The sequence below is a fragment of the Neobacillus bataviensis genome, assembly GCF_019969725.1.
Genome location: NZ_JAHXYW010000002.1, coordinates 302,601 through 327,629, shown reverse-complemented (window position 1 = coordinate 327,629; position 25,029 = coordinate 302,601). Strand labels below are relative to the sequence as shown.

Genomic DNA, 25,029 nt, shown 5'->3' with positions numbered 1-25,029 from the left:
TTTGGGTTTGATGGAGGACAGCTATGGAAAATGTATTTGATTATGAAGATATTCAATTAATACCGGCAAAAAGTGTAGTGAATAGTCGTTCTGAGTGTGATACGACCGTGTCGTTAGGCGGCCATACCTTTAAGTTGCCGGTCGTTCCAGCAAATATGCAGACAATTATAGACGAAAAAATAGCCAAATACTTAGCGGAAAATGGGTACTTCTATATCATGCATCGGTTTGAGCCGGAGAAAAGGATTGATTTTATTAAAGAGATGAATTCAAGCGGATTATATGCATCTATTAGTGTCGGTGTCAAGGAAGGTGAGTATCATTTTATCCAACAATTAGCAGCCGAACAGCTCACCCCCGAATTCATTACCATTGATATTGCACACGGCCACTCCAATGCTGTAATTAAGATGATTCAGCATATTAAATCCCTCCTGCCTTCTTGTTTTGTAATTGCAGGAAATGTCGGAACTCCAGAAGCAGTAAGAGAATTGGAGAATGCTGGGGCGGATGCGACAAAGGTAGGGATTGGCCCGGGAAAGGTGTGTATTACGAAGATTAAAACTGGATTTGGAACGGGGGGCTGGCAATTGGCCGCTCTTCGCTGGTGTGCAAAGGCTGCAACTAAACCGATTATTGCGGATGGAGGTATTCGCACCCATGGTGATATCGCCAAATCCATTCGATTTGGGGCAGCAATGGTGATGATTGGTTCATTATTTGCCGGACATGAAGAATCTCCAGGTCAAACCATAGAGGACAAAAAAGATGGAAAGCTGTATAAGGAATACTTTGGTTCCGCCTCGGAATTTCAAAAAGGGGAAAGAAAAAATGTGGAGGGCAAAAGGATTTTAGTAGAACACAAAGGTTACTTAGCTGATACGCTGAAAGAAATGGAACAAGATCTTCAATCGTCTATTTCTTATGCAGGTGGCAACAAGTTAGAAGCTATCCGGCATGTCGATTATGTCATCGTGAAAAATTCCATCTTTAACGGGGATAGGGTCTATTAAAAAAGCCTGAGGCATTGTCCTCAAGCTTTTTTGTCTTTTTGGAGTCAGTCTCTATTAACTAAATACTGACATTTACTTAAGACTCTTAACGAGGCTCTGAATTTTACTTTCCAAATCCTTTGGTTCATTAGCATAGTTATACAATCCAAGGAAGGTTTGGGTTAAGCCAGGGTTCATCCCGATTAAATGATTGACCATGTGCTGTTCCTCTGTGAAAGGAACGTTTTTAGTGAATTGGCAGGCCATTTCAAATCTCGCCATCATTTTTTCAATCATTTTTTGGTTATACTGTTCCGCCATTTGCTCCCAGTTCTTGGACCAGTCCTCATGATGACTTAAGATTTCTGCCATGATTCTTGCTCCATAAAGGGCATCATGCATTCCTTGGCCAACGGCTGGGTCCTTAAAGGAAAGAGCATCACCGACTAAGGCCCAGCCTTTGCCCATTCCATTGTACCAGTCATTGTCATAACCTAATAAACCTTTGACTTGCCCAACAAAAGAGGCAGCCTCTAATCGTCTACGAAAGTCTGTATTCGCAAAACCTACATTCACAAGGGAACGAAAGGCTTCTTCTGGGTTACTTTTAAACCGCTCCACCCATTCCTTGTCTTCAAGCGGAAACATGATTCCGATGACATGCTGCTCATCACTTGTTGGAAATGCGATAATAAGTTTATCCCTCATTTTATAAAATTCTGCGCATCGTTCACCATTTTGGGTAAAGTCTTTCACATAACCAACATAAGAGGCGAAATCAGTAGGAATCGATTTCCACTTTTTACTGTTTACCTTTTTCCGAATCGCCGAATTTCTGCCGTCTGCCCCGATAACCAATTTTGCTTTGAATTGATAGGTTTTTCCGTTATCATCAATGGCTCGGACTCCTGTGACGACTCCCTCCTCTTCAAGGATATCTTTTACACGCATCCTTTGTAGGGCAGTGACATTTTCCTGGCTGGCAGCATGATCAAATAAGATTTGATCCAAATACGTTCGACGGATACATAAACAGTTGGTTTCACCCTCTACCTCCGGAAATTCCCCATCAATTACTTCATGGTCAAATTGAATGAATGCCCGTTTGTATGTCGGTGTCCCAGTTGCCAAGAGCTTTCCAAGGACCCCTATTTCTTTTAACATAAGCAGCGAATTATTAAAAAAGTTATGCGTAGAAAGAATATCACTTGGAAACTGACTTCGCTCCAAGAGCAGGACCTTAAATCCCTTTTGTGATAGTTCGTAAGCAGCCGCTGAGCCGGCAACTCTGCCTCCCACTATAATGACATCATATTGATTTTCCATTTTTGACTTCCCCCTATTACAGCCTTTGCTAAAGATATCCCCATCGTAACAAAGCAATGGTTGATATGAATCTAACAAAGGTTATAGAGGGGGTTATATTTTTTTAAAGGTCTGTGAATCTAGTCATTCATTTATTCATTTTTTGAATCGCTTCGACTCTCCCTTTTGCCCCGAGCTTGCTGTATATTCGGTTGAGGTGAATTTTCACGGTCCCCTCGGATAAGACGAGCTTAGCGGCGATTTCTTTATTCGATAAGCCCTTGGACAACAATTGAAGAACCTCTAGTTCTCTTGTTGTAAGTGCATGGACTTTAGACTCATCGTATTTATCGTATACACCAACTACTTGAAGAACGGAAGCTAGATATTCTTTCGAGACGACTGTCATTATATCGAGTTGGCTGCGTTTATTTTTTACTTGAAGATATTGTTTAAACAGTGGTTTTGAATCAAAACTTACATCAGAAAAAATCCTTAGGTAACCATGCTCTTCACCAAGTTTCAGTGCTTGAGTTAATTGGTTAATGCTTTCAAATGAATTGTCTACGCGCCGGAATACCTCTGCTAGATATAAGTGCGTCTCAAGTCTGGTCATAATTCTTCCGCTTTTTTCGGCCTGATTTAAGAGACGCAGCGCCCAATGCTCCGCTTGCCCATACTTCTTTTCTTTCATCAATAATAAAATATAGACCAGAATCTCAAACTCTCTGTTCGGAGGGATCTCTGCCAATTCCTGAAAACGGCATGACTCTACCCATTTATCAACCTTTTTCATCTCACCGCGAGCAAGCTCAAATTGAATGATTTGTGCTGATAAAAGCTGACTCCAGTAACTGGATTGCAGGTTTAATTGGGTTAAATATTCTTTCGCTAAATGAAGAATCTCAATGGCTTCGTTCTGGTTTATCTTTGCTTTAATAATAATTGCCGGTATATATGCTCCAACCAAGCGAAAAGACTTTGCCAGCCTGATAGCCGTTTCTGCATGTTTAAGGGCTAAATGATCATGATTCTTTTGATAATGAATTTCACTAAACGCCGCACGCTGGTAAGCAGCATAGGCGCTTTCATGGTAATGGTTCTTTTCAATAAAGACATCGTAAAACTGATGGAACTGATATGTCTGATTCAGTCTTCCATTCATCCCATAAAAGCCGCGAATAAAAGGCAATTCTCCTGGATTTAGCTCGATTCCATAATCAAGCCAAATTTTCACGTCCGGCATGGTTTGCCGTTCTGCTAATTTCATCAACAGCTTTATTGCAAGCTCGTAATCTCCCATAAGTAAGGCATTAAAGTTTTCTAACACCCCTACTTCTTCTTTTAGCCGAATGGTCCTTTCCTGTTGTGGTTCCCTTTGTAAGGCGGAATTTATTTTTCCAAGAAAGAGATTAACATTTTCATATTTCCCTGCTAACATCTCTGCCCAGGTTAAGACAATTAAGATGTCAGGCCGTTCGATAAAGGATGAGGGTAATTGATGCAGCCACTTTTGCAGAGTGGTGACTTCCCTTCTTCTCAGTAAGTTCGAGACAATGCTCAAGATTAGGTTAGTAGCCAGCTCATAATTTTCAGCCGTTAAGGCATATTGAATAGCTTCTTCCTTATGTCCATGTTTGATGAACCATTGGCAGGCCTTTTCATGAAGGGATTTGTATTCATCTGTCATTTCTTTTTTAAATGGGCTGTAAGAAAATCAGCAAAAAGATGATGATATCGATACCAATAAAGCTGGCTATCTAACGGGATGAGAAATAAGTTCGATTGCTCAATTTTCATTAATATTTCTCTTGAATCAGTGCGATCTGTCACCATATCACATAATTGACTATTCATCCGATGAAGAATGGATGTTTTCATCAAAAATAATTTCAAGTCATCCGGCAGGCGCTGAAAAACTTCCTCCATTAAGTATTCAACGATATATCGATGGCTTCCGTTAAATTGGCTTAGGGTACCCATCTGACCGGAACGTTCAGAAAGACCTGCCAGTTGTAGTCCTGCTATCCAGCCTTCAGTAAGATCTGCTAAAAGCTGCAGAATGGATTCAGTTGGCTGCAGGCCTGTTTGTTCGCGCCAGTATGAAGAGATTTCCTCCTTGGTAAACTTCAGTTCTAGTATGCTGATATCGTTTATTTGACCCTTAGCCCGTAATGCCCCAATTGGAAAAGGAGGTTCATTTCGGCTTATTAAACAAATATGTATGTTGTTAGGCAGGTATTGTAATAGAAGTGATACTGATTGATGGACTACCGAGTTTTCTATTTGATGGTAGTCATCAAAAATGATAACGAGCTGCTCCGGGATTTCCATCAGCATATTGATTAAATTAGTCACCATTTGTTCTGGGGAAAGCATTAACGATGGCTGTAATATAGCTTCATATATTCCTTTCATTCTTGGATCGACATTTACTAATGAAGCAAACAGGTACATCCAAAAACGCAGTACATCATTGTCACCTTCATCAAGGGATACCCAGCAAGCACTGATGGATTGATGGCGGACCCACTCACTTACAATCGTGGATTTCCCATAACCAGGAGGCGCAGTCACCAACGTGAGTTTACAGTGCAATGTTTGATCGAACGTTTTATAAAGTCGATCTCTTATTACATGATGGACAGGAGGATATGGCAGGTGAAATTTAGTGGTCAACAGAAAATTCCGATTAGGAAAGGGTTCTCCATTATCCACAGATAATAAATGATTATTCAACTTACATCCCTCACTTTCGTTGGAATTTCCACTAATATTATTGAATTCTTCAATTCCACTGCATATTCCTCCCTTTTTAAGCAGTAGGAACAAGCCGCCAAGATGGCAGCTTGATTTTTAAAAGCAGCTTATTTTTTAGGTTCAATTTTCACGAAACGACTTCACTACTAACGATACTAACCTCGTTAAGCTCCGGATGTGCTCTTCTTACCACAGACGGCCTTGCAAGAATCAGAATCACGACGAGAAACAGGCAAGCCGAGAGAAGAAGTATCCATTGAGCAGGGAAAATATCATACAAAAAGCCGTACAACACCATTCCTAACGGCATTAGTGCCATTGCCATTGTTTCCACTATGGAAAACACACGCCCTTTAAAATCATCTTCAATCTGCTTTTGCAGCATTACCTGAATAGGAGTATTAACTATGATCATCATAGTTCCTAAAGTGAACATGATGACTAAATAATAAACAAATACTGTAATACCAGACATTGGAATGAGGATAGGCACTGCCGCACCACCCATGATGATTCCCATCCCGATGAAGGCTCGTTTGGCTAAACGAAACGGAAATTTAACTTCTTTTCTTACGGAAAAATAAACGGACAATACTAGCATTCCGATCGCAAATGCCCCTTGGGTAAAGCCAAAATTGCGGGAAGCCATTTTCAATTTTTCAATAAGGATAAAGGAATAGCCGACCTCGTAGGCACCAAAGAGGAAATTAATTAACAGTGCCATCCAGATGATGGTGACGATTAACGAATGCTGTTTCAAATAATGAATTCCAGCCTTCATGCTCTGCCACATCGATTCCTTCGATTCCCCCTTTACTTCATCTTTTCTGTTGGCAAACAAGGTAAAATTCATGGTCGATTCCAACAAAATAGCTATACTAGATGCGCTCATATAGGTAATAAGGAAAACTAGCATGGATACAGCACCATAAAGAAATCCTCCTACAGCCGGACTGGCAATCGCGGCAAAGGAAATCGACATTTGATTCAAAGACATCGCTTTTTGAATTCGGTCCTTGTCAACGAGCCCAGTTATCGATGAGGTAAACGCCACTCCCGAAAACATCGAGGTCAATGACAAAATACAAGAAGTTGTATAAACAGCGATTAAGGATAGACCCGATGTTACTGTTACGGTGAGCAGCCCGGCTATGGCCAAGGTCGTGGCAATTTGTGCTGCAATCGCTATCTTTTTTCGTGAAAACTTATCCGTCATATACCCAGCAAAGGGCGCTGCCAGTGTCCGCGGCAAAATATTGCAGATTAGATTGGCAGCAAAACTGGTCGCCGATCCTGTTAGTTGTAAAATATAAAAACTGACGGCAAAGGAATAAATTTGCGCTCCAAAGGAAGAAATTAGCTTGCTTATTGTGAATGTCCAGAGATGATACGTGGCTTTTTTCAGCTTTAAACGGTCCTCCATCATCAACCCCACCCCAAAAGTTTAATTTAATTAAACAAATCATAACATAGCAGCCACTTCCATTTCAAGAAAAAGTTTAATATAATTAAACTAATTGATTATTTTGCCTAAGGAAGTGCTTATTGAAATGTTAGGAGAACGAATTCGGGAAATTAGAAAAAGGAAAAAGATGACGCTTGAAGCGCTTGCTGGCGAAGAGCTCACAAAAGGGATGCTCAGTTTAATCGAAAATAATAAAGCAAAGCCTTCAATGGAAAGTTTAGCCTATATCGCAAAACGTCTAGGTGTAGAAGTCACTGAACTTTTAGAAGAGGTAAGTTCTCAGGAATTAAGAGATGTGTTAGAAAAAGCGGAGAAGTCCTACAATGTGAAACTTGATAAATCACCTGAGAGGTATCGACAGATTGCATCCCTCATCGAACCCTATTTAGAGAACCTCACAAATGGATATGAGTCTGCCCGATTATTGGATATCTATAGCCGCTGTCTTTACTATGAAAAAAAAGAAGGCTGGCGGGAGCTTTCCGACCGTGCTGCCATCATGTACGATGAGATGATGCTAACTGCAAAAAGGGCTAATATTGGCATCTTCCGTGCCATGGTAAAATTCTTAGAGCACGATTATTCTGAGTCGTTATCCATATTGTTGTCTGAACGGGCTGAACTTGAAGCAAACCATGCTTACATCGACCCGATGACCCGTGTGGACTTGGACTACAATGAAGCGATTTTGCATTTTGCAGTCGGGGATTCTGATTCTGCCACATGTGTAATGGAAAACGCCATTGATTTTTCAAAAGAGCACAGAATTTTTTATCGGATTGATGATTTGTACAGGCTTGCTGCAGCACATGGTGAGATGACCCGCGATGAGGAGAAAAAACGACATTTTACGTTGAAGTTAAAGCAATATGGTGAATTTGCTGATGATACCTTTTCACTTGTCTTTTATGATGTTTTCACGGTTATGTCGCTCATTTCTGAACAGAAGGCTTATGAAGAGGCCTTAGTTATGATTGATCAATATTTATCCAGTCCGAAATTAGCAGATAACTTTGAAGACTTATTTTTCCTTGAAAAAGGAAAAGCTTATTATGGACTAAAACGATATGACGAAGCTATTCCATTCCTTGAAAAGAAAATACCGGAATGGGTTCATCATCCGTTTGATTTGTCGTTACTATACATTGCCGATGTGTTCAAATCTCTTTGTTATCACGAACTTGGGAACAGAGACAAAGCCCTTCAAATTTCTGTGGAAGCAGTCGAAAATTATCGGCCGCTCCCGGATTCGAAGTATAAGGATTTTGCTAATGAAACGTATAGAATTATTCAGGAGTCCGGGAAAAATTCATGCTAAAGGATATAAGGAGCTCCACTTAATTACCGCTAGCGGCATTTTTACTTGCTGATGGGCATTAGGAGCCTCTCCTAATTACCGCGAGCACCTTTTTTTCTCGCGAACGGGCATTAGGAGCCTCTCCTAATTACCGCGAGCACCCTTTTTTCTCGCGAACGGGCATTAGGAGCCTCTCCTAATTACCGCGAGCACCCTTTTTTCTCGCGAATGGGCATTAGGAGCCTCTCCTAATTACCGTGGGCACCCTTTTTTCTCGCGAACGGGCATTAGGAGCCTCTCCTAATTACCGCAGACCGCCTCTTTTCTTGTTGATGGGCATTAGGACCTTTCTTAATGACCAGAGGCGGCCATTTTTGTTCTTATTATCAAAACAATAAAAAAAATGAAACAACCACGTTATGTTATTCGTCTTAGAAAGTGTACTAATTTTTTTACGAAAGGAATCTAAAGAATTGAAGCGGATAGGAAGTTTATCATTCACATTATTACTCATCATATTCACTATCCTATACGTCATTGTGTTTCATAAGGAATCAATTCCTTTTATGGGATCGAATAACAAGCAGACAACGCCTTTACCAACTGATCTCCATCCGATTGTGAAAGAACGAAGCAATCAATTAATCCAACAGGCTGCCAAAAGAGGAATTGTGCTCGTGATCACGGATGGATTCCGAAGTGCAGCAGACCAGGATCGACTCTATGAAAAAGGCCGTACTTCTGAAGGAAATATTGTAACGTATGCAAAAGGCGGAGAGTCCTACCACAATTTCGGGCTTGCCATCGATTTTGCGCTAAAGACTTCTGCAGGTGATGTCATTTGGGACATGAATTATGATGGAAATAAAAATGGTGTCGCGGATTGGACCGAGGTGGTTAAAATGGCTAAATCCTTAGGATTCCAATGGGGAGGCGATTGGGCAAAATTTAAAGATTATCCCCATTTAGAAATGGATTTTGGCTTGACAATTGCTGATTTACAGAATGGAGAAAGACCACCAAACTCATCTTTGACAGCAGATGGCGAACAGTGACAGTCACTGTTCGCCTTTTATAATGGCTACGCCAGTTCCAAAGCAATCTCCATCATATTTGTAAAAGCTACTTGTCTTTCTTCTGGTGTCGTTTGTTCATGGCGAATAATATGATCACTTACCGTTAAAATTGTGAGCGCATTAACTCCGGCATAGGCCGCATTCATATAAAGACCGGCCGTCTCCATTTCCACACACAAAATCCCCATCTTCCGCCATTTTTCCAATGCGGTTTCATCGGCATTATAAAAAATATCGCTAGAAAGTACATTTCCGACATGAACTGGAAACCCTTTTTGGTCAGCTGACCTTTTCGCTTTTTCCAATAAGGCAAATGAGGCAATATTGGAGTATTCTCCTGGAAGATTGTATTGATGAACATACCGGGAGTCCGTAGAAGCCCCCATGGCAAAAACGATATCATACAAATTCATAGAGTCTTGGATAGCACCGCATGTCCCAATCCGGATTAAATTTTTCACGCCAAAAATATGAATCAGCTCCCAAGAATAAAGACTCATACTCGGCATGCCCATACCTGTTCCCATGACGGATACTTTCTTTCCTTTATACGTTCCGGTAAATCCTAGCATATTACGGACGGAATTGAATTGAACCGCGTCATCTAAATAGGTTTCGGCAATAAATTTTGCTCTTAGTGGATCACCAGGCAAAAGGATGGTTTCCGCAATTTCAACTCCATTTGGTTTAATATGCGGGGTTTCTTTATGATTAGCTGTGTTCATCTTTGTTTCGCTCCTTTTCATGACCTTCTGTAAAACTCTGGATTTAGAAACGCTTACAAATCTATATATTGTGAAAATTTTTAAGTGGGTATACAAATTGTAGTATTTGTATTATTATTTTAAATAATACAAATATTGTATAAACTTCACCATATATCTCACAACATAAAGAATAGACCTAAATTTAGGTGCTATTACTAGAATAACCATTTCAGCCAATTACTCTTCTCGTGTCCTGAAGAGTAAGAATCCTCTTCTTTCGTTTAGGAGAGGTTTTTTCAATTAAAACTGGTTATACCAAATACTTCAAGGTATTCCATTTTTTAAAACAATTTAGTTAGGGGGGTGAGGACAATTGGAGACACTTGAAAAAAAGCGGTTTTCTACGAAAGGTCTGTGTACTGTAGAAGGATGCTGTGAACCCATTAAAGCTCGGCAGCTATGTAATAAGCATTACGTTCGAATGAGAAGAAGAGGGAATACAGATACCATCAGGGTAGAGGCTCGCTCGGTTGACCATTGTTTGGCAATAGATTGTTCCAAACCCTACTTTGCCAATGGTTACTGCGAACATCATAACTACATTTACAAAAAAATAGGCTATCCACACACACCCAAGGAAATTAAATTATGCGGGGTTGAAGATTGTTATAATTACCATTTTCTTCGTGGCCTGTGTGAAATTCACTACTACGAGTGGATGTCAAATCTTAAAAAATTTCAGTTTAACCCTATGAAAGAAAAAGAGACATCAAGTATTGGTAAGTAAACAATATAATCATCGAAATGTTCCCAATGATACATATTGGGAACATTTCTTCGATTGTGGAGTAGTAATGAACTTGAAGAGAGGGATTCATATTAATATTTTGTGGGATTTCGACGGGACTCTTTTTGATACTTATCCAGCCCTTGTCGAAGGATTTATTAAATTAAGCCAGCAAGACCTAGACCGCACTGAAGTGCTGAAATGGTTAAAAAAAGATTCCTTAACAGCTTTTAAACACTATGGAATTTCTTTAGAGCTTAGAGCAGAATACCAAAAGCTCCATAACTATTACTCGAAAACACACAGTGTTCCATTTGAACACTTAGTGGATGTATTATCAGCCGTTGATAACAATATTATTGTGACTCATCGCGATAAAGAATCTACTATCTATCTCCTTGAAAGATACGATTTAGCCAAATACTTTAAGGAGATCGTATCCGTTGAAGAACAAGGATTCACTAGAAAGCCTCATCATTCTTCCTATGAGTATGTTCTAAAGAGCCACCATATTGATTTGGTAGTCGGCGACCGCGACTTAGATTTAATTCCAGCCCGGCATTTAAATATCAAAACCGTTGCCTTTCAGAATCGTAATATAGAAGCAGATTTTCATATCGATAACTATGCCGATTTTATTTCTGAGGTCCTTACCCATTTCCATAAAAAGCCCCTTTAATTTTTTTTAACAAGGGGCTTTTTGTTGAAGTTTTCTATTAACCTTGCTGCGGACTTGTAAGGGGGGCCGCCTTCTTAGCCATATCCAGCACCTTTTTGGTCTCGGCTTTCCTGTGTGTATAATATAAGGCTGCGCCAGTAAATAAAAACCCGCTAACCAAATTCCCCGCTATTACTGGAATTTGATTCCAGACCCACCAATCTATGAAGGAAACATTTGCACCAAGCATCATCCCCGCTGGAATGACAAACATGTTCACAACTGCATGCTCAAAGCCTTGGGCAAAAAAGATTAAAATCGGGAGCCACATTGCTGTAATTTTGCCAATGACCGACTTGGTAGTCATCGCCATTACCGCTCCCAATGTCACCATCCAATTACATAACATCGCTTTAACAAACACAACAATGAATCCATCAACCCCAAGATTTTTATAGCCAACTGTTTTGGCCTGTGATACGGCGATAATTTTCGCTGCAACAGCATTATTGGTCACATGTCCAAACTGTGTGGTGGCAATCGTAAACAGCCACGCATAAAAAACTCCTCCAATTATATGACCAACAATAACCCAAAACCAATTATTAATCATTTGGCGAACGGACACCCGTTTGTCCATGACGGCAACCGGAATCAGCGCAAAACTGCCCGTTACTAATTCCAACCCAAGCAGGATGATGAGGACAAAGGCAGCCGGAAAAAGAATCGCTCCTGCGACCCCCATTCCAGTTTGCAATTCTGCCGAATAGGCTAAAGTCGTTCCAAACCCAAGAAACGCTCCTGCCAACGCCCCGCGAATCAATAAATCCTTTACCGGCAGTTTGGCTTTCGCTTCCCCTGCCTGAATCATGTTTTCTACTACTTGATTTGGACTTAGTAATGACATTCTTTCACTCTCCTTTTTATTCGCTTGGCTGTGTTATACTTGGCTGTTGATTTGCGCTCCAGGCGCTTCGCTTTCCGCTGGCGGTCCGGGGAGCCTCCCGCAGGAGTCTCGCGCCTTCCGCTCCAATCAACAGAGTTTCAAAATCAAGAATGAACTTTAACAAAGCCATTCAGTTTAGAAAAATAAATACTTGACCATCTCTGATTTCGACTGGATAGGATTGAACACAGCCCACATCTGGTGCTTGCACTCTTCCGTCCATTACGCTGATTTTCCAATCATGCAAGGGACAGTAAACAAATTCCCCGCTAACGATTCCTTCCGCCAGAACTCCGCCTTTGTGAGGACAACGATTCTCAATAGCATGAATTTTTCCATTTTCCAATTTAAAAACAGCAATTTCTTTTCGGCCAATCGTAACGGTTTTTCCAAGCTTTTGCGGTAAATCTTCCGCTTTCCCGACCAATATGGGACGTAATGTTTTTTCCATTTTCTTTCCCCTCCAATAATCCGTTATTTCGTTTCCACCGGGAGTTTTAAAGATTCATAGAGGTCTTTTAACAGCGTTTTGTCCTGGATGGCTTTTTTCCAAGGTTCTTGAACAACCGACAATGCTTCTTCCATTCGCGTCATTAATTCTTTTACTGTATTTGGATTGGAAAGTACTTCCCGAATATGATCAAGCCCTAAACGCTCGACCCATCCTGAGGTTCTTTCTAAATAATGGGCCGTTTCCCGGTAATATTGGAGGAACGCTCCAATCATTTCTTCAAGCTCATCCTCCGTTTTAAATTTAAATAAAAGATCCGCTGAACGGAGATGCGTCCCGCCATTTCCGCCTACATACATTTCCCAAGCCCCATCGACACCAACAACACCCACATCTTTAATTCCACTTTCTGCACAGTTACGCGGACAAGCGGAAACGGCCATTTTGACCTTGTGCGGGGTATTTAGTCCTTCAAATTTCTTTTCCAGACGAATCCCCATTCCAATGGAATCTTGTGTACCAAAGCGGCAGAAGTTTTCACCAACGCAGGTTTTAACGGTTCGAAGTCCTTTGGCATAGGCAGAACCGGAGGGCATATCCAGATCAGCCCACATCTTCGGTAAGTCTTCTTTTCTCACACCAAGTAAGTCAATGCGCTGGCCCCCTGTAACCTTAATCAGCCCTACCTTGTATTTATCCGCAACATCGGCAATTTTTCTTAGATCATCTGCGGTCGTCACTCCTCCATACATTCGCGGTACGACCGAGTAAGTGCCATCCTTTTGAATATTAGCATGCATCCTTTCATTCACATAGCGGGCTTCTTTCTCATCCTTGTAACTTAATGGGTAAATCATTCCTAAGTAATAATTTAAAGCTGGCTTACATTTCGAGCAGCCATCCGTTCTCCAATCAAGCACATTCATAACCTCACGAATATGAGTCAAACCCTTTTCACGGATTTCCTGCAAAATCTCATCTCTAGATAGATCGGTACATCCGCAGATGGCTTCCTTTTGGTCTGCCTGATATTGATCACCAAGGGTACATTGTAAAAGGTCCGCTACCAGTGATTTACATCCACCGCACGAACGGGAAGCATTTGTACAGCCCTTTACTTGGTCTACTGTTGTCAAGCCTTTCGTTCGGATAGCTTCCACGATGGCTCCTTTTGTGACACCATTACAGCCGCAAATGAGTTCTCCATCAGCCATTGCGGCGACGACACTTTGCTCATTTCCGTTACTTAAGTCCGTCTCTAAATATTCCTCAATGGCTGATCCTTTATTAATGAGGCTTAATAGACGATTCCCGTCCTTTGTGTCACCGAACAAAACAGCCCCAGATATCTTTCCGTCTTCGATTAGGACTTTTTTATAAACACCGCGGTAATCATCGTACACTTTGAAGGCTTTTGTATGTTCGTCCTCATTTATTTTCCCAGCGGAGAAAACATCGACGCCCGATACTTTCAGCTGTGTAGAAAGGACAGACCCCTTGTAACCTTCATCCTCGATACTGCAAAGTATTTTGGCTAACACTTGCCCTTGCTGATATAACGGGGCAACTAAACCATAGGCAATGCCGCGATGTTCCGCACATTCCCCAACCGCGTATATATTTGGGACATCCGTTTCCAGGTAGTCATTGACAATAATTCCACGGTCAACGGGAATCCCAGCTTCTATTGCTAAAGAAACATTGGGCTTAATCCCAACCGCCATTACCACTAAGTCCGTTTGAATTTTGGTGCCGTCCTTAAAGCGAAGACCTGTTACCTGTTTTTTTCCTAAAATTTCTGCTGTGTTTTTTTGTAAAAGGAATCTCATCCCCTGTTTTTCTAATTCTGTTTGCAATAGTTTTCCTGCTGTCTGATCCAATTGACGTTCCATTAAGTAGTGATGAATATGGATGACCTCCACTTCCATCCCAAGGTTCAATAACCCGCGTGCAGCTTCAAGGCCCAGCAAGCCCCCGCCAATAACCGCCGCTTTCTTATGTTTTTTCGAATATTCAATCATTTTTTCACAGTCTTTAATGTTCCGAAAGGCGGTAACTCCTTCCTTATCTGCTCCCGGCAGCGGCAGCATGAAGGGGTTTGAGCCTGTTGCCAAAATCAGTTTGTCATAGGACTCTATTCTCCCTTTATCTGTATAAACCATTTGGTTTTCCGTATCAATCGCTGTAACCGATTCACCCAGATATAAACGGATATTGTGGTCCTCATACCACTTCCATTCATTCAAGGTTATATCGCGAACAGAGGTACCTCCTTGCAGGACCGTGGAAAGTTGTATTCGATTATAATTCGGATACGGCTCCTGACCAAAAATCGTTATTTCAAACTTTTCCCGGTTAATTTTCAGCACTTCTTCTATTGCTCTCACCCCGGCCATTCCATTCCCGACAAGTACAAGCTTTTGTTTCTTCATGCGTTTCTACCCCCTCCGTGTTAGAAAATAAATTGTTTGAATATTTTATAACACGTTAGAAAGTCCATTAACACGAATGTGTAAGTTAATCTGACATACAAATTTTATCGCTTTAATCGCTTAAAGTGCTGACCAGCTTTATCCTGACTGCATTGGTAACGCATACAATTGAAGTGGATTTTTTTAATAATTAAGAGTTGATAATATTTGCTCTTTTCTACATAATAATTTTGAAACCTTTTTGGATCTTAATCGTATATGTATCATCTGGACAAGGGTTTGTCCGTTTTTAAAAAATTAAAAGAGAATGGAAGATATACATTGGGCTCTAACATTTTTCTATTTGTACAATATGTTTTTGAGGCTTATTATTGGTTGATCTTGATTTCGATTTTTGGCTCTTGGTTTCCTCAATTTCATTCATCAAAAATTGGAGGTTGGATTTCTAGGGTAGTTGATCCTTATTTAGGCTTATTCAGGAGGTTTATTCCCCCTTTAGGCCCCATTGATTTTTCACCAATTATTGCCTTATTCGCCTTCAGATTTATAAGAATGTTTGCGCTTGAAGGTCTCCGTCAATCCTTAAATGTTATTGGTGTTTAAAAAGAATATAAATTCGCAAGGGCGAACAGTTGGGAACTGTTCGCCCTTTACCTCTTTCTTTATTAGTTGTGATATACTTAAGAAAGTTTGCTTGTAAGAAAGGGAGTTCTATTTGTGGAATTACGAAAGTCAATTGCTCATACCAAATCTGAATCGAATTCGACCTATATATTTTTACTTGTAGCTGGGATTGTCCTTGTAGCTTTTAATTTGCGACCTGCCATTACCTCGGTAGGACCGTTGGTAGGAAAAATTCAGGCTGATGTGGGACTGGCCCACTGGAGTGCCGGCTTACTTATGAGTCTGCCATTACTTGTTTTTGCCGCCATGTCACCGATCGTTCCAAAATTAGCCAGTCGGTTTTCAAATGAAATGACAATGCTGATCGGCTTGTGCTCACTGTTAATCGGAATAGGTATCCGATCTATTCCCGTCACGTTTTTTCTTTTTACCGGGACCCTTTTGGCAGGAATGGGTATTGCGATTGGAAATGTTCTTTTGCCAGCCGTCGTAAAGGATAAATTCCCTCAGAAGTTCGGTTTAATGACAAGTGTATATTCAACCTCTATGGGATTTGTGGCATCATTAGCATCAGGGTTAAGTGTTCCTTTAGCGGACGGCTTGAATCTTGGCTGGCAGGGAGCCTTAGTAGTATGGGGAATCCCCGCTATAATTGCGATCATGGTGTGGGCACTTCTTGTGAAATCCAATCAAAGAAGTCAAAATTCCATCAAAAAAGTCAGCTCCAATTCTAATGAAGTCTGGCGCTCGCCGCTTGCCTGGCAAATCGCGATTTTTATGGGATTTCAATCCTTTTTATTTTATGTCACCATTTCTTGGCTGCCTGAAATCCTGCAAAGCCGCGGAATGAGTAGCAACACGGCAGGATGGATGCTTTCGTTTTCCCAATTAGTCGGTTTACCTGCTAGTTTCTTCATCCCTGTTATTGCAGGTCGGTTTCGCTCACAATCATGGATTGCCTTACTGTTAAACATTTGCTCCTTTGCTGGGTATGGCGGATTACTGCTTAGCTCTTCCTATCCTATTGCCATTATCAGTATTATTTTAATTGGGATAGGATTAGGGGGAACCTTTCCATTAGCTCTAAGCTATATTGGACTCCGTGCGAGGAATGCCGCACAGGCTGCTGAATTATCAGGTATGGCACAATCAACCGGTTATATCCTTGCGGCGGTTGGCCCAATGTTCATTGGTTTTCTATATGATAAGACCCATATGTGGACCATTCCACTTATCACCCTCCTTTTAGTCTCTGTAGTCGTGATGCTATTTGGGATGATATCAGGCCGTGATCGGTATATTTAAAAGGCGAACAGCGCTAGTCACTGTTCGCTTTTTTTGATTGAATGTAAAAATTTGACCCATCCGCACAACTAAATGAATTCAAATGTCTTGATTTACAAAACATAAAAAGAGTTGTTTTGTGAAATCATTATGAAAGGAATTCATAAATGAAAAAACAATTTGTGATTCTATTTACTCTAATTTTAGGAATGCAAATGCATTTATCCCCTGCTCATGCAGCAAATAACCCGCGTAACACGTATGAGGTGAAATCTGGGGATAATTTATGGAAGGTCGCCAATACCTATGGGACTTCTGTTGGAGACTTAAAACTAATCAACGGATTACAATCAGATTTACTTTTAGTTGGCCAGAAGTTAAGGGTTCCCATCATGTACGAGGTTGCTCCAGGGGATAATCTTTGGAAGCTGTCACAAGCCTTTAATTCTACAGTTTCTTTAATCGTAACTGCAAACGGCCTTTCATCCGATGTTATTTATGTAGGGCAAAAATTAAAAATTCCTCCTAAAAAACTGTCCATGGATGGAAAATTCATTCTTATGACCAGGGAGGAATTTAAAGATTGGATCTTCAACCAAAAGTTTACGAGAAGGGTTGGAAAAGTCCAACAGCATCATACTTATCAGCCATCATACCAGCAATTCAATGGCTCCAACCATTTTGCCCTGATGAAGGGTATGGAGGATTATCATGTAAATGGGATGAAATGGAGCATGATCAGTCAGCAATTAACTACCTTCCCAGACGGCAGAGTTGTCGTTGGCCGTCCATTTAACATCGCTCCTGAAGGTTCATTTGGGTTACTCAATAAAGAGGCCATGCATGCCATTGAGGCTGATGCGTTAGCCATCGAAAATGTTGGGAACTTTGATGCGGAAAAAATGACAGCGGAACAAAGGGAAACAATTGTTACCATCACTGCCCTGCTTATGATAAAATACGGGTTAACTCCTACCGTAGACAGTATCACCTATCATCATTGGTGGGATGTGAATTCGGGAGAAAGAGTATTAGATAACACTGCAGGCCATGCCATTAAAACATGCCCAGGTACTGGATTTTTCGGCGGTAATTCCACTGCCAGTGCAAAAAATAATTTCTATCCGTTAGTGACACAAAAAATGCAGGAAATTTTAGCATCCTTGCATTAAACATGTAGAAGGTGGCCCAAAAATGGTGGTCACCTTCTTTTCGTTTAATAGTATTTTTTTGTTGAGAATTCATTCATTTTATGTTTGGATTAAGAATTAGGGGGGATTAACTTGAACGGAAAACTGAGACTCATCATGACGATGCTCATTTTCGGAAGCATCGGGGTATTTGTTAAAAAGATAGACCTGTCTTCCAGTGAAATTGCTTTTTTAAGGGGGATCATCGGCAGTTTATTCTTGCTAATTGTAAGTTTCATCGTTAAACATAAGCCATCCTTTCAAGCGTTAAAACAAAATGCCATTCTGCTCTTGGTATCAGGTACTGCCATTGGCCTTAATTGGATTTTTCTTTTTCAGTCTTATCGGTATACGACTATATCCAATGCCACGATTAGCTATTATTTTGCTCCGATTTTTGTAATGATTTTAGCACCTTGGGTTTTGAAAGAAAAACTGACAAGCACGAAGGTTATTTGCATTATTATGGCTATGATCGGACTATTTTTAATAGTAAATCCTGGTTCCGGAAATTCAAGCGGTTCGGAGAATAACGTAGTTGGTATTTTATATGGCCTGTTAGCGGCAGCCTTTTATGCTAGTGTGATATTAATGAACAAATTTATTAAAAACTTATCAGGCTTTGAAATTACATTAGTTCAATTAATGGCAGGCGCGTTGGTGCTGCTTCCCTATGTAGTATGGCAAAGTCATTTGGATTTTACAGGTATCAATTCTACTTCGGTCATTTTCATATTAATAATTGGTATTATCCATACTGGGCTGGCTTATTTTTTATATTTCACATCGCTTCAAGAATTAAAGGGACAAACGATTGCAGTCCTTAGCTATATCGATCCGATTTCTGCCGTCCTCATCGCTGCCATTTTCTTGCACGAAAGCATGACGTTGATTCAACTGCTCGGCGGCATCCTTGTTCTTGGTGCCACTTTTTTAAGTGAGTTAAAAATCGAAAAAAAGGGCCGGACTTCTACAACATAATCGTAGTAGAAGCCTGGCCTTTTATTTAAAAATATAGATTTCGTTCCTAGACGTTAATTTTTGATAAAAAAATAGTAAGAAGAAAATATAATAAGGCCTAAGCTAACCACTATTACAGTGATTACATAGTAAGCTTGGATTGCCGTTGGAATAACTGGAACCAATAACATCAATAATCCTAGTATAACAAATACCTTTCCGCCAAATCTATGGGTCTTCTTCCATACATCTTCGCTCGCTAAAGTCCATGGTGTGCGAATTCCAACAAAGTAATTCGGTTTGAATTTTGGACTTAAGTTGCCAATAAAGATAAATAATAATCCAATTAATTCAGGAACGACCATTGCGGGATTAATAATCCCCATTGCACTCGTAATTTGTACAATTTGAAGTAAAAACAGGAACAATAGAATTCCATTCATAATCCATTTATAGGTCCCTTCAAATCGTTGATAATTTTGTTTCTTTGGGTCGATTTTAGGCAATAGTATTCTAAAAACATATAAGACTAACATAATCCCAGGCAGAAGAAAGGCTCCGAAAGATTTATCCGCAAAGCTATTTGGGACACCTTTATAATTCCAATGGACCGCAATTTGTTCAGGTAAATACGGATAGGAAATACAGGTTCCGATGATGATGATTATAAGTAAAAACAGGCCAAACCAGTTTCTTTTCATTTTATATCTTCCCCTTCATCCTTCTTTAAAAAATCCATAAACCAGGTAATTACATCTTCAAACACACTCGTATTTAGGCTATAAATAATTTGCTGTCCCTTTTTTTCTGAGTCCACCAAGTTCGCTTGCTTTAATAAATTCAAATGGTGTGAAATGCTTGGCTTTGTCATATTAAAATGGTCAGCAATTTCTCCTGCGGATAAGTCCTTCTTTTTCAATAAATGGAGAATTTTCCTCCTGCTTGGATCGGACAACGCCTTAAAAGCTTCATTCATGTCAACACCCTTTTCCTTTGCATCTTACTTTTAGGTATTTAGAAAATTATCTAAATGTATAATATGGCAATTTTTAAAATTAGTCAATTAATCCTTTTAGATATTTAGATAAATTTCTAAATTTATATATACAAAAAGGCCGGAGTAAGAGTCCGACCTTTCTGTTTTACGACAATTTTTATTTTTCTCTTTTTTCCCTTAAGTTCAACGGCAATATTTATCACGCAAAGCAAGTGTATACTTAACCGATTGCTCTGTACCTTTTTCTTGATCTTCAATCATTTGGTCTAAAAGTTCTTCTGGAGGATAATAGTAATCCAATGGTTTAATAACATTTAAATCATAAGGAGGCTGCTCAACCTTAAATGCTCCTTCACCTACTGCAAAGACTCCTCCTGCACCAAGCTCGCGTTTAAAATGAATGGCATATGGGAAACACATTTCAACATTGATCCTAGTTAGAGTAGATTTCTCAACCAAGATTTTAAAACATTCTTCCGTATCGATATTTCCTGTCCCTACAGGTACGCCGCATACTCTGTAATTCTCGCCATCATGAACGATAATATGATCTTTAAAATGAGTTGTAAAAGCATAAGGTGCTAGTTTTCCAACGGCTTCAACAGGGTCCTCCCATGCCATCATTCCGTTGCCAACATCACAATGCGCGCCAACCCAAGGGCTGTTGACTTCCTTAATAATTTCAATAACTTCATCTGTTAATTCTTCCTCATGATTTTCCACAGCAAGTTTGATTCTGTATTTTTCCAGAAAAGGAACAATTTGTTTGATATCCCCGGGTGCTTTTTTCAATCTTTCCTGATCATACTCGCCCATGCATGCATACGTGCGTATCACATCCGCTCCTATTCTATGGGCTGCCTGTATGACCTCTTTTAAATGTGCCGGTTCCGTTCCATTTGTATCAATTTCAGCGAAAAATCCATACTTTTGAATTTCATTTCTTACCCTATCTAAATACTCAGGCTCAAACGACTCTAAGGTGCCTCTTCCTGGTAACCCCGGCCATGGGACGATATTGATCATGACTCCATCTAATCCCAATTCGGCTGTTTTTCTGATAAAACCGAAGATATCCATTCGACCAGTTATAAACTGTAAGTGAAAGCTTTCTGTCTCTAATCCAATTTTCATTTTTTATCCACCCTTACGTCAATTTATCTATTAATGAAAAAATTACGCTTTGATTTGGTTGCTCTCCGAATCTTGCTGGAGTGCTTTTTTCTTATTTACGACTTTAACTAAATAGCTGCTAATCAGAAAACCTAAAGCAGCGAATGCAATCATGGTCAAGAAGACATGTCTATATCCTTCCATACCAGGCGAACGATCCAACATGCTTCCATATAGCGTGAAGGCAAACATAGAAGGTGCATATCCTACTAAACAAGCTATAGAAACTGCTGCACCACTTATTTCTCTCGGAATGCCAACTTCTTCAATTGGAGCAAAGAAGACCGCTCTTTGTGTAAAGATAATAGCACCGAAAGCTAGTGTAAAAATTACGCCAAAATATACATTCAGATGTTGATGAGGCAAGAGAATAAAAATAATCATTCCTATGATCGATGCAGCAAAAGCTACCCGCAAATATTTTGAAGGAGATTTAAACTTTTTATCTGCAAGGAATCCCCCTATAGGTCCGCCTAACATTTTCAAACCATATTGATTGATAATTCCATATGCTCCAACTAAAGCGACAGGTATTCCATAAATGTCTTTTAAAAATGGAATAAAGTAGGTTAAGCCAATATAAACGGAATACACTGAAAAAATAGTAAAAGCGACAACCCATATTTCTGGCATTTTTACTGCCTTTAATGCACCTTCTAATGCTGCCTTATTTTTGTTTACTTTTTGACCTTGCTCATCTACAGCTGAAATGACATCATCTTCAAGAAGGAAATATAAAATAATAGCAATTACAATCATGGTGATCGAAAAGAAGAGAATTGCACCTCTTAAACCGGCTGCCCCTTCTCCGAGCCATTTAAAAATTCCGAGAGCAGCAAATGCAATAACCGTATCTATGACTCCTCTTCCCGCCTCTAAGAATCCAAACATTCTTCCTTGCTCATCTGAGTCTCCTAATAATCTTACGGATTTGATTAAGACCGGCCAAAAAGCAATTTCAGCAAATAAAGCGAAAAGCCCCCAAATTACTAATATTTCATAATAACTTGGAAATGTGGTTAAGTAGAATCCTGTTGCTCCAATTCCAATTAAAGCAACTGGCATCAATTTTTTCTTAGAAAATCGATCGGCTACATACATCGAGATAAGGTAACCGAAGGTCTGGATAAATGCATAAACAGATAACGTGAAACCCATCTGTGTGTGGGTTAAATGGAAATAATCCATCATAGGGACATAAAAGGCATCTTTTAACCAGGGAAGCTTAAAAACCGTTCCCCCGCCAAGTATTAATACGGCAAGCGTAAACCATTTTTTCATGTTATTATTTTGATTCGTCAATGTCATGTCCCTCCTAAAATAGATATTTCAAGTAGAAAATATAGGATGAAAAGGCTTACACAAATGGTTAATTAAAACTCTCTCACCCCCTTGTGACATCGATGCAGAAGCCTTAACTAAAACGACAGTTAACCTAATTGATTGTTATTTTTATAGATTAATAAAAAACCTCCTAATTATTTGATAAACAGGCAATTACTTCGATTTCCACTGAAGCATCCTTTGGCAGGCGTGCAACCTCTATTGCACTTCTAGCAGGATAGTTTCCACTAAAATACGATTGATATACTTCATTCACTTGTGTAAAAGCATTCATATCGTCTAAAAAGACAGTTGTTTTCACTACATGATGTAGATCGCTTCCAGCCTCTTCTAAAATTGCTTTTACATTTTCCAATGATTGTTTTGCTTGTTCTGTAATGGTTTCCGGCATTTCATTTGTGACTGGGTTAATCGGTAGTTGCCCAGATATAAAAAGGAATTCCCCGATTTTTACTGCCTGAGAATACGGACCAATTGCTCTTGGAGCATTTTTGGTTGAAATCGAATTGAGCATTGTAAAACCTCCTGTGATAAAAAATTATTATGATGATTTTTTATTATTATAATGTATATTTTTTATCACATCAACTAAAAATTCAGAAATTTATCTTATTGAATTTTATTAAATCTTTGTTAAACTAAAATTGATATGGAAAAAAGGTTGGATGGATGATGGTAATGCTGACAAATACCGAAAAACTGAAACAGTATATTCCCATGGTGCATTTTATTGCTGAAATAATGGGAGAAAATTGCGAGGTTGTATTACATGATGTAACGAACCCTGATCATTCCATTATTGAAATTGTGAATGGACAAATTAGCGGAAGAAAGATAAATAGTCCTATTACGGATCTTGCTTTGAAAATAATAAAAGAAAAAAGCTATAAAGATCGGGATTATATCTGCAATTATAAAAGCAGTTCAAAAACGATTAATACACTTCGTTCTTCCAGCTATTTTATTAAAGATGAAAGTAACCAAATTATTGGAATGATTTGTGTTAATGTTGATATCACCGACTTTATTAAGGCGCGCAACATTTTAGATCAAGTCATTATGATTGAAAATCCCAAAAATGATTCTGTCGAGCAAATAAAGCCGGTTCATGATCCGAATCTTTATGAAAATTTCGAAGAAAATATAGAAGATCTTCTCTCCTCTCTTATTAAAGGGGTTTTATCTGAGTATGACGTCCCGGCAGAGCGGATGTCTCCACAAGAAAAAATAGATGTGGTAAAAAAACTCAATGAAAAGGGAGCCTTTTTATTAAAAGGCGGGGTAAGTGAGGTTGCAAAATATCTAGATGTATCAGAAGCGACTATCTATAGATATTTACATAAAATAAAATAATGGTTTTGTCCCTCATCTTTTACCCAATTTTTAAAATAAAAAGGATATACTGAGAGATTCACTTACCGTGTTTATGTTTCATAGAATAATGATGGAAACATTAGAGAACCACCCTTTTACTGTGACAGCAAAGGGTGTTTTTTCTTTACCTATCTATTAATCTTAAATCTTCAACAATTTTCGTTCAATGATTGGCACCACTGGTTTCTTTTTTCTAAAGAAATCCATCAACCAGCCAATTTCCAAAAATCCTGCTATTAAAATATAAATCCATGCCATATTGTTCTCTCCTTGAACAGATGACACTTATTTTTGAAGAGCGAAGTTCTCCGTAAATCGATAAATCGCGTGAGCCACCCCATTGTCATAATTTTTAAGGGTTGTTGTTGTACAAACCGCTTTTATGTCATCCTTCGCATTTTCCATCGCTACACTGTATCCAACTTTTCGGAACATGGATAAATCATTGTTGCTGTCCCCGATAGCCATAGATTTTTCTAAGGATCCATTCATCAAGAGAGCCATTTTTTCAAGGGCATTTCCTTTTGAAGCACTTTTATTCGTAATTTCAATGTTATGATCACCCGAAGAAACAACCATCAACTCATCTACCATATCGAATCGGTTCCAGCCTTCCGCTAGTTTCTTTTGATCAAACGAACAGACTACAATATTAAAAACTTCTTCCTCCTGTTTTAGGATGTCAGGATAGTTTTCAACAAGAACATAGCCAAACTGATCAAACTGTCTTTCAGCTTCCGCCGCTATCTTTTTCTGATTGCTATCCAAACTCGCGATTTTCAAGTGTTGAATCTCGTGATAAAAATGTTCTCTCTTCTTCTTAAGTGAATAAATCGCTTTGTCAGTAAACACTTCATAATAAAAATCCCGTTCATCCAGCCACTTTAGAATCGATCCGACACACTCTTTCGATATCGGAATAGAGGAAAGCATCTTTCCGTCTTTCGAATGAATCGTTGCACCATTTGTCCCAATGATATAGGGAGAAATCCCGGCTTTATTACAAATGGTCTGAGCATCAAAATGTGCCCGCCCTGTTGAAATGACCACTTCAAAACCTTGTTCTTGAGCATATTGAATCGCCTTTCTATTTTCTTCACTAATTTCATTCTGACCGTTTAATAATGTCCCATCCAAATCGATCGCAATGAAGCTCATATTTTGAAAACTCCTTTTCCCATTTCTTAAAATCTAATAAAAAAATGAG

Annotated in this window: 24 protein-coding genes; 10 read left to right on the top strand and 14 right to left on the bottom strand. The window is 39.4% G+C overall.

The genetic code is table 11. From position 1 onward, the window contains the following. Positions 1-23: 23 nt before the first annotated feature. Positions 24-1,013, top strand: coding sequence for a GMP reductase (guaC, locus tag LC455_RS06315; protein ID WP_223589137.1), 990 nt, complete (start codon positions 24-26; stop codon positions 1,011-1,013). Between the two features lie 72 nt (positions 1,014-1,085). Here the strand turns inward: guaC and LC455_RS06310 are convergent, their stop codons facing one another. The 4 genes from LC455_RS06310 to LC455_RS06290 all read right to left on the bottom strand — a co-directional run bounded on the left by LC455_RS06310 (position 1,086) and on the right by LC455_RS06290 (position 6,483). Beyond that, a complete protein-coding gene (locus tag LC455_RS06310) occupies positions 1,086-2,318 on the bottom strand; it encodes an NAD(P)/FAD-dependent oxidoreductase (protein WP_223589136.1) in 1,233 nt (410 codons plus the stop codon). A 127-nt stretch (positions 2,319-2,445) separates the two neighbouring features. After that, complete coding sequence (locus LC455_RS31665; protein ID WP_317851412.1) at positions 2,446-3,987, bottom strand: LuxR C-terminal-related transcriptional regulator; 1,542 nt, start codon at positions 3,985-3,987, stop codon at positions 2,446-2,448. Further along, a complete protein-coding gene (locus LC455_RS06295; protein ID WP_223589135.1) occupies positions 3,984-5,036 on the bottom strand; it encodes a hypothetical protein in 1,053 nt (350 codons plus the stop codon). The genes LC455_RS31665 and LC455_RS06295 overlap by 4 nt, the downstream gene beginning before the upstream one ends. A 148-nt stretch (positions 5,037-5,184) precedes the next feature. Continuing rightward, entirely contained in the window at positions 5,185-6,483 is a 1,299-nt protein-coding gene (locus LC455_RS06290) for an MFS transporter (RefSeq protein WP_317851411.1), read from the bottom strand. A 124-nt stretch (positions 6,484-6,607) separates the two neighbouring features. Between LC455_RS06290 and LC455_RS06285 the strand changes: the two genes are divergently transcribed. Together LC455_RS06285 and LC455_RS06280 are read left to right on the top strand one after the other, a co-directional pair. Continuing rightward, positions 6,608-7,840 carry a helix-turn-helix domain-containing protein gene (locus LC455_RS06285; RefSeq protein WP_223589133.1) on the top strand — a complete coding sequence of 411 codons (1,233 nt, stop codon included), beginning with the start codon at positions 6,608-6,610 and terminating at the stop codon, positions 7,838-7,840. A gap of 545 nt (positions 7,841-8,385) precedes the next feature. Beyond that, positions 8,386-8,874: a M15 family metallopeptidase gene (locus tag LC455_RS06280; protein WP_223589131.1), complete on the top strand. Its 489-nt coding sequence runs from the start codon at positions 8,386-8,388 to the stop codon at positions 8,872-8,874. 26 nt (positions 8,875-8,900) lie between these two features. Here the strand turns inward: LC455_RS06280 and deoD are convergent, their stop codons facing one another. Beyond that, the gene (gene deoD, locus LC455_RS06275) at positions 8,901-9,620 is read right to left on the bottom strand and encodes a purine-nucleoside phosphorylase (protein WP_223589129.1); all 720 of its coding nucleotides are present in this window, start codon (positions 9,618-9,620) and stop codon (positions 8,901-8,903) included. A 355-nt stretch (positions 9,621-9,975) separates the two neighbouring features. Here deoD and LC455_RS06270 point away from each other — a divergent pair, with 355 nt between their 5' ends. Beyond that, positions 9,976-10,389, top strand: a complete 414-nt coding sequence (locus tag LC455_RS06270) for a hypothetical protein (RefSeq protein ID WP_223589127.1) — start codon at positions 9,976-9,978, stop codon at positions 10,387-10,389. Between the two features lie 67 nt (positions 10,390-10,456). Next, positions 10,457-11,068, top strand: a complete 612-nt coding sequence (locus LC455_RS06265) for an HAD-IA family hydrolase (protein ID WP_223589125.1) — start codon at positions 10,457-10,459, stop codon at positions 11,066-11,068. A gap of 37 nt (positions 11,069-11,105) precedes the next feature. Here LC455_RS06265 and LC455_RS06260 read toward each other — a convergent pair whose 3' ends face one another. From LC455_RS06260 to nirB, 3 genes are all read right to left on the bottom strand, one after another. Next, a complete protein-coding gene (locus tag LC455_RS06260) occupies positions 11,106-11,954 on the bottom strand; it encodes a formate/nitrite transporter family protein (protein ID WP_223589123.1) in 849 nt (282 codons plus the stop codon). A gap of 169 nt (positions 11,955-12,123) precedes the next feature. Then, positions 12,124-12,444, bottom strand: coding sequence for a nitrite reductase small subunit NirD (nirD, locus tag LC455_RS06255; protein ID WP_223589121.1), 321 nt, complete (start codon positions 12,442-12,444; stop codon positions 12,124-12,126). A gap of 23 nt (positions 12,445-12,467) precedes the next feature. Beyond that, positions 12,468-14,876, bottom strand: a complete 2,409-nt coding sequence (gene nirB, locus LC455_RS06250; RefSeq protein WP_223589120.1) for a nitrite reductase large subunit NirB — start codon at positions 14,874-14,876, stop codon at positions 12,468-12,470. Positions 14,877-15,134: 258 nt separating this feature from the next. Between nirB and LC455_RS06245 the strand changes: the two genes are divergently transcribed. The 4 genes from LC455_RS06245 (at position 15,135) to LC455_RS06230 (ending at position 18,955) form a co-directional block, all read left to right on the top strand. Further along, the gene (locus tag LC455_RS06245) at positions 15,135-15,479 is read left to right on the top strand and encodes a YggT family protein (RefSeq protein WP_223589118.1); all 345 of its coding nucleotides are present in this window, start codon (positions 15,135-15,137) and stop codon (positions 15,477-15,479) included. A 114-nt stretch (positions 15,480-15,593) separates the two neighbouring features. After that, the gene (locus tag LC455_RS06240) at positions 15,594-16,805 is read left to right on the top strand and encodes a CynX/NimT family MFS transporter (RefSeq protein ID WP_223589116.1); all 1,212 of its coding nucleotides are present in this window, start codon (positions 15,594-15,596) and stop codon (positions 16,803-16,805) included. Between the two features lie 146 nt (positions 16,806-16,951). Then, a complete protein-coding gene (locus LC455_RS06235; protein WP_223589115.1) occupies positions 16,952-17,956 on the top strand; it encodes a peptidoglycan recognition protein family protein in 1,005 nt (334 codons plus the stop codon). A gap of 111 nt (positions 17,957-18,067) precedes the next feature. Further along, positions 18,068-18,955, top strand: a complete 888-nt coding sequence (locus LC455_RS06230; RefSeq protein ID WP_223589113.1) for a DMT family transporter — start codon at positions 18,068-18,070, stop codon at positions 18,953-18,955. 53 nt (positions 18,956-19,008) lie between these two features. On the opposite strand, the gene LC455_RS06225 is transcribed toward LC455_RS06230, so the two are convergent. The 5 genes from LC455_RS06225 to LC455_RS06205 form a co-directional block, all read right to left on the bottom strand. After that, entirely contained in the window at positions 19,009-19,635 is a 627-nt protein-coding gene (locus LC455_RS06225) for an SdpI family protein (RefSeq protein ID WP_223589112.1), read from the bottom strand. Next, entirely contained in the window at positions 19,632-19,910 is a 279-nt protein-coding gene (locus LC455_RS06220) for an autorepressor SdpR family transcription factor (RefSeq protein ID WP_223589110.1), read from the bottom strand. The genes LC455_RS06225 and LC455_RS06220 overlap by 4 nt, the downstream gene beginning before the upstream one ends. Before the next feature lie 204 nt (positions 19,911-20,114). Beyond that, the gene (locus LC455_RS06215; RefSeq protein ID WP_223589108.1) at positions 20,115-21,065 is read right to left on the bottom strand and encodes a sugar phosphate isomerase/epimerase family protein; all 951 of its coding nucleotides are present in this window, start codon (positions 21,063-21,065) and stop codon (positions 20,115-20,117) included. Between the two features lie 42 nt (positions 21,066-21,107). Then, positions 21,108-22,406: an MFS transporter gene (locus LC455_RS06210; RefSeq protein WP_223589106.1), complete on the bottom strand. Its 1,299-nt coding sequence runs from the start codon at positions 22,404-22,406 to the stop codon at positions 21,108-21,110. Positions 22,407-22,578: 172 nt separating this feature from the next. Beyond that, a complete protein-coding gene (locus LC455_RS06205; protein WP_223589104.1) occupies positions 22,579-22,962 on the bottom strand; it encodes a RidA family protein in 384 nt (127 codons plus the stop codon). A 155-nt stretch (positions 22,963-23,117) separates the two neighbouring features. Between LC455_RS06205 and LC455_RS06200 the strand changes: the two genes are divergently transcribed. Beyond that, a complete protein-coding gene (locus LC455_RS06200; protein ID WP_223589103.1) occupies positions 23,118-23,801 on the top strand; it encodes a helix-turn-helix transcriptional regulator in 684 nt (227 codons plus the stop codon). Positions 23,802-24,107: 306 nt separating this feature from the next. Here the strand turns inward: LC455_RS06200 and LC455_RS06195 are convergent, their stop codons facing one another. Next, positions 24,108-24,980 (bottom strand): Cof-type HAD-IIB family hydrolase, encoded by an 873-nt coding sequence (locus LC455_RS06195; protein ID WP_223589101.1) that lies wholly within the window; start codon positions 24,978-24,980, stop codon positions 24,108-24,110. Positions 24,981-25,029 lie beyond the last annotated feature (49 nt).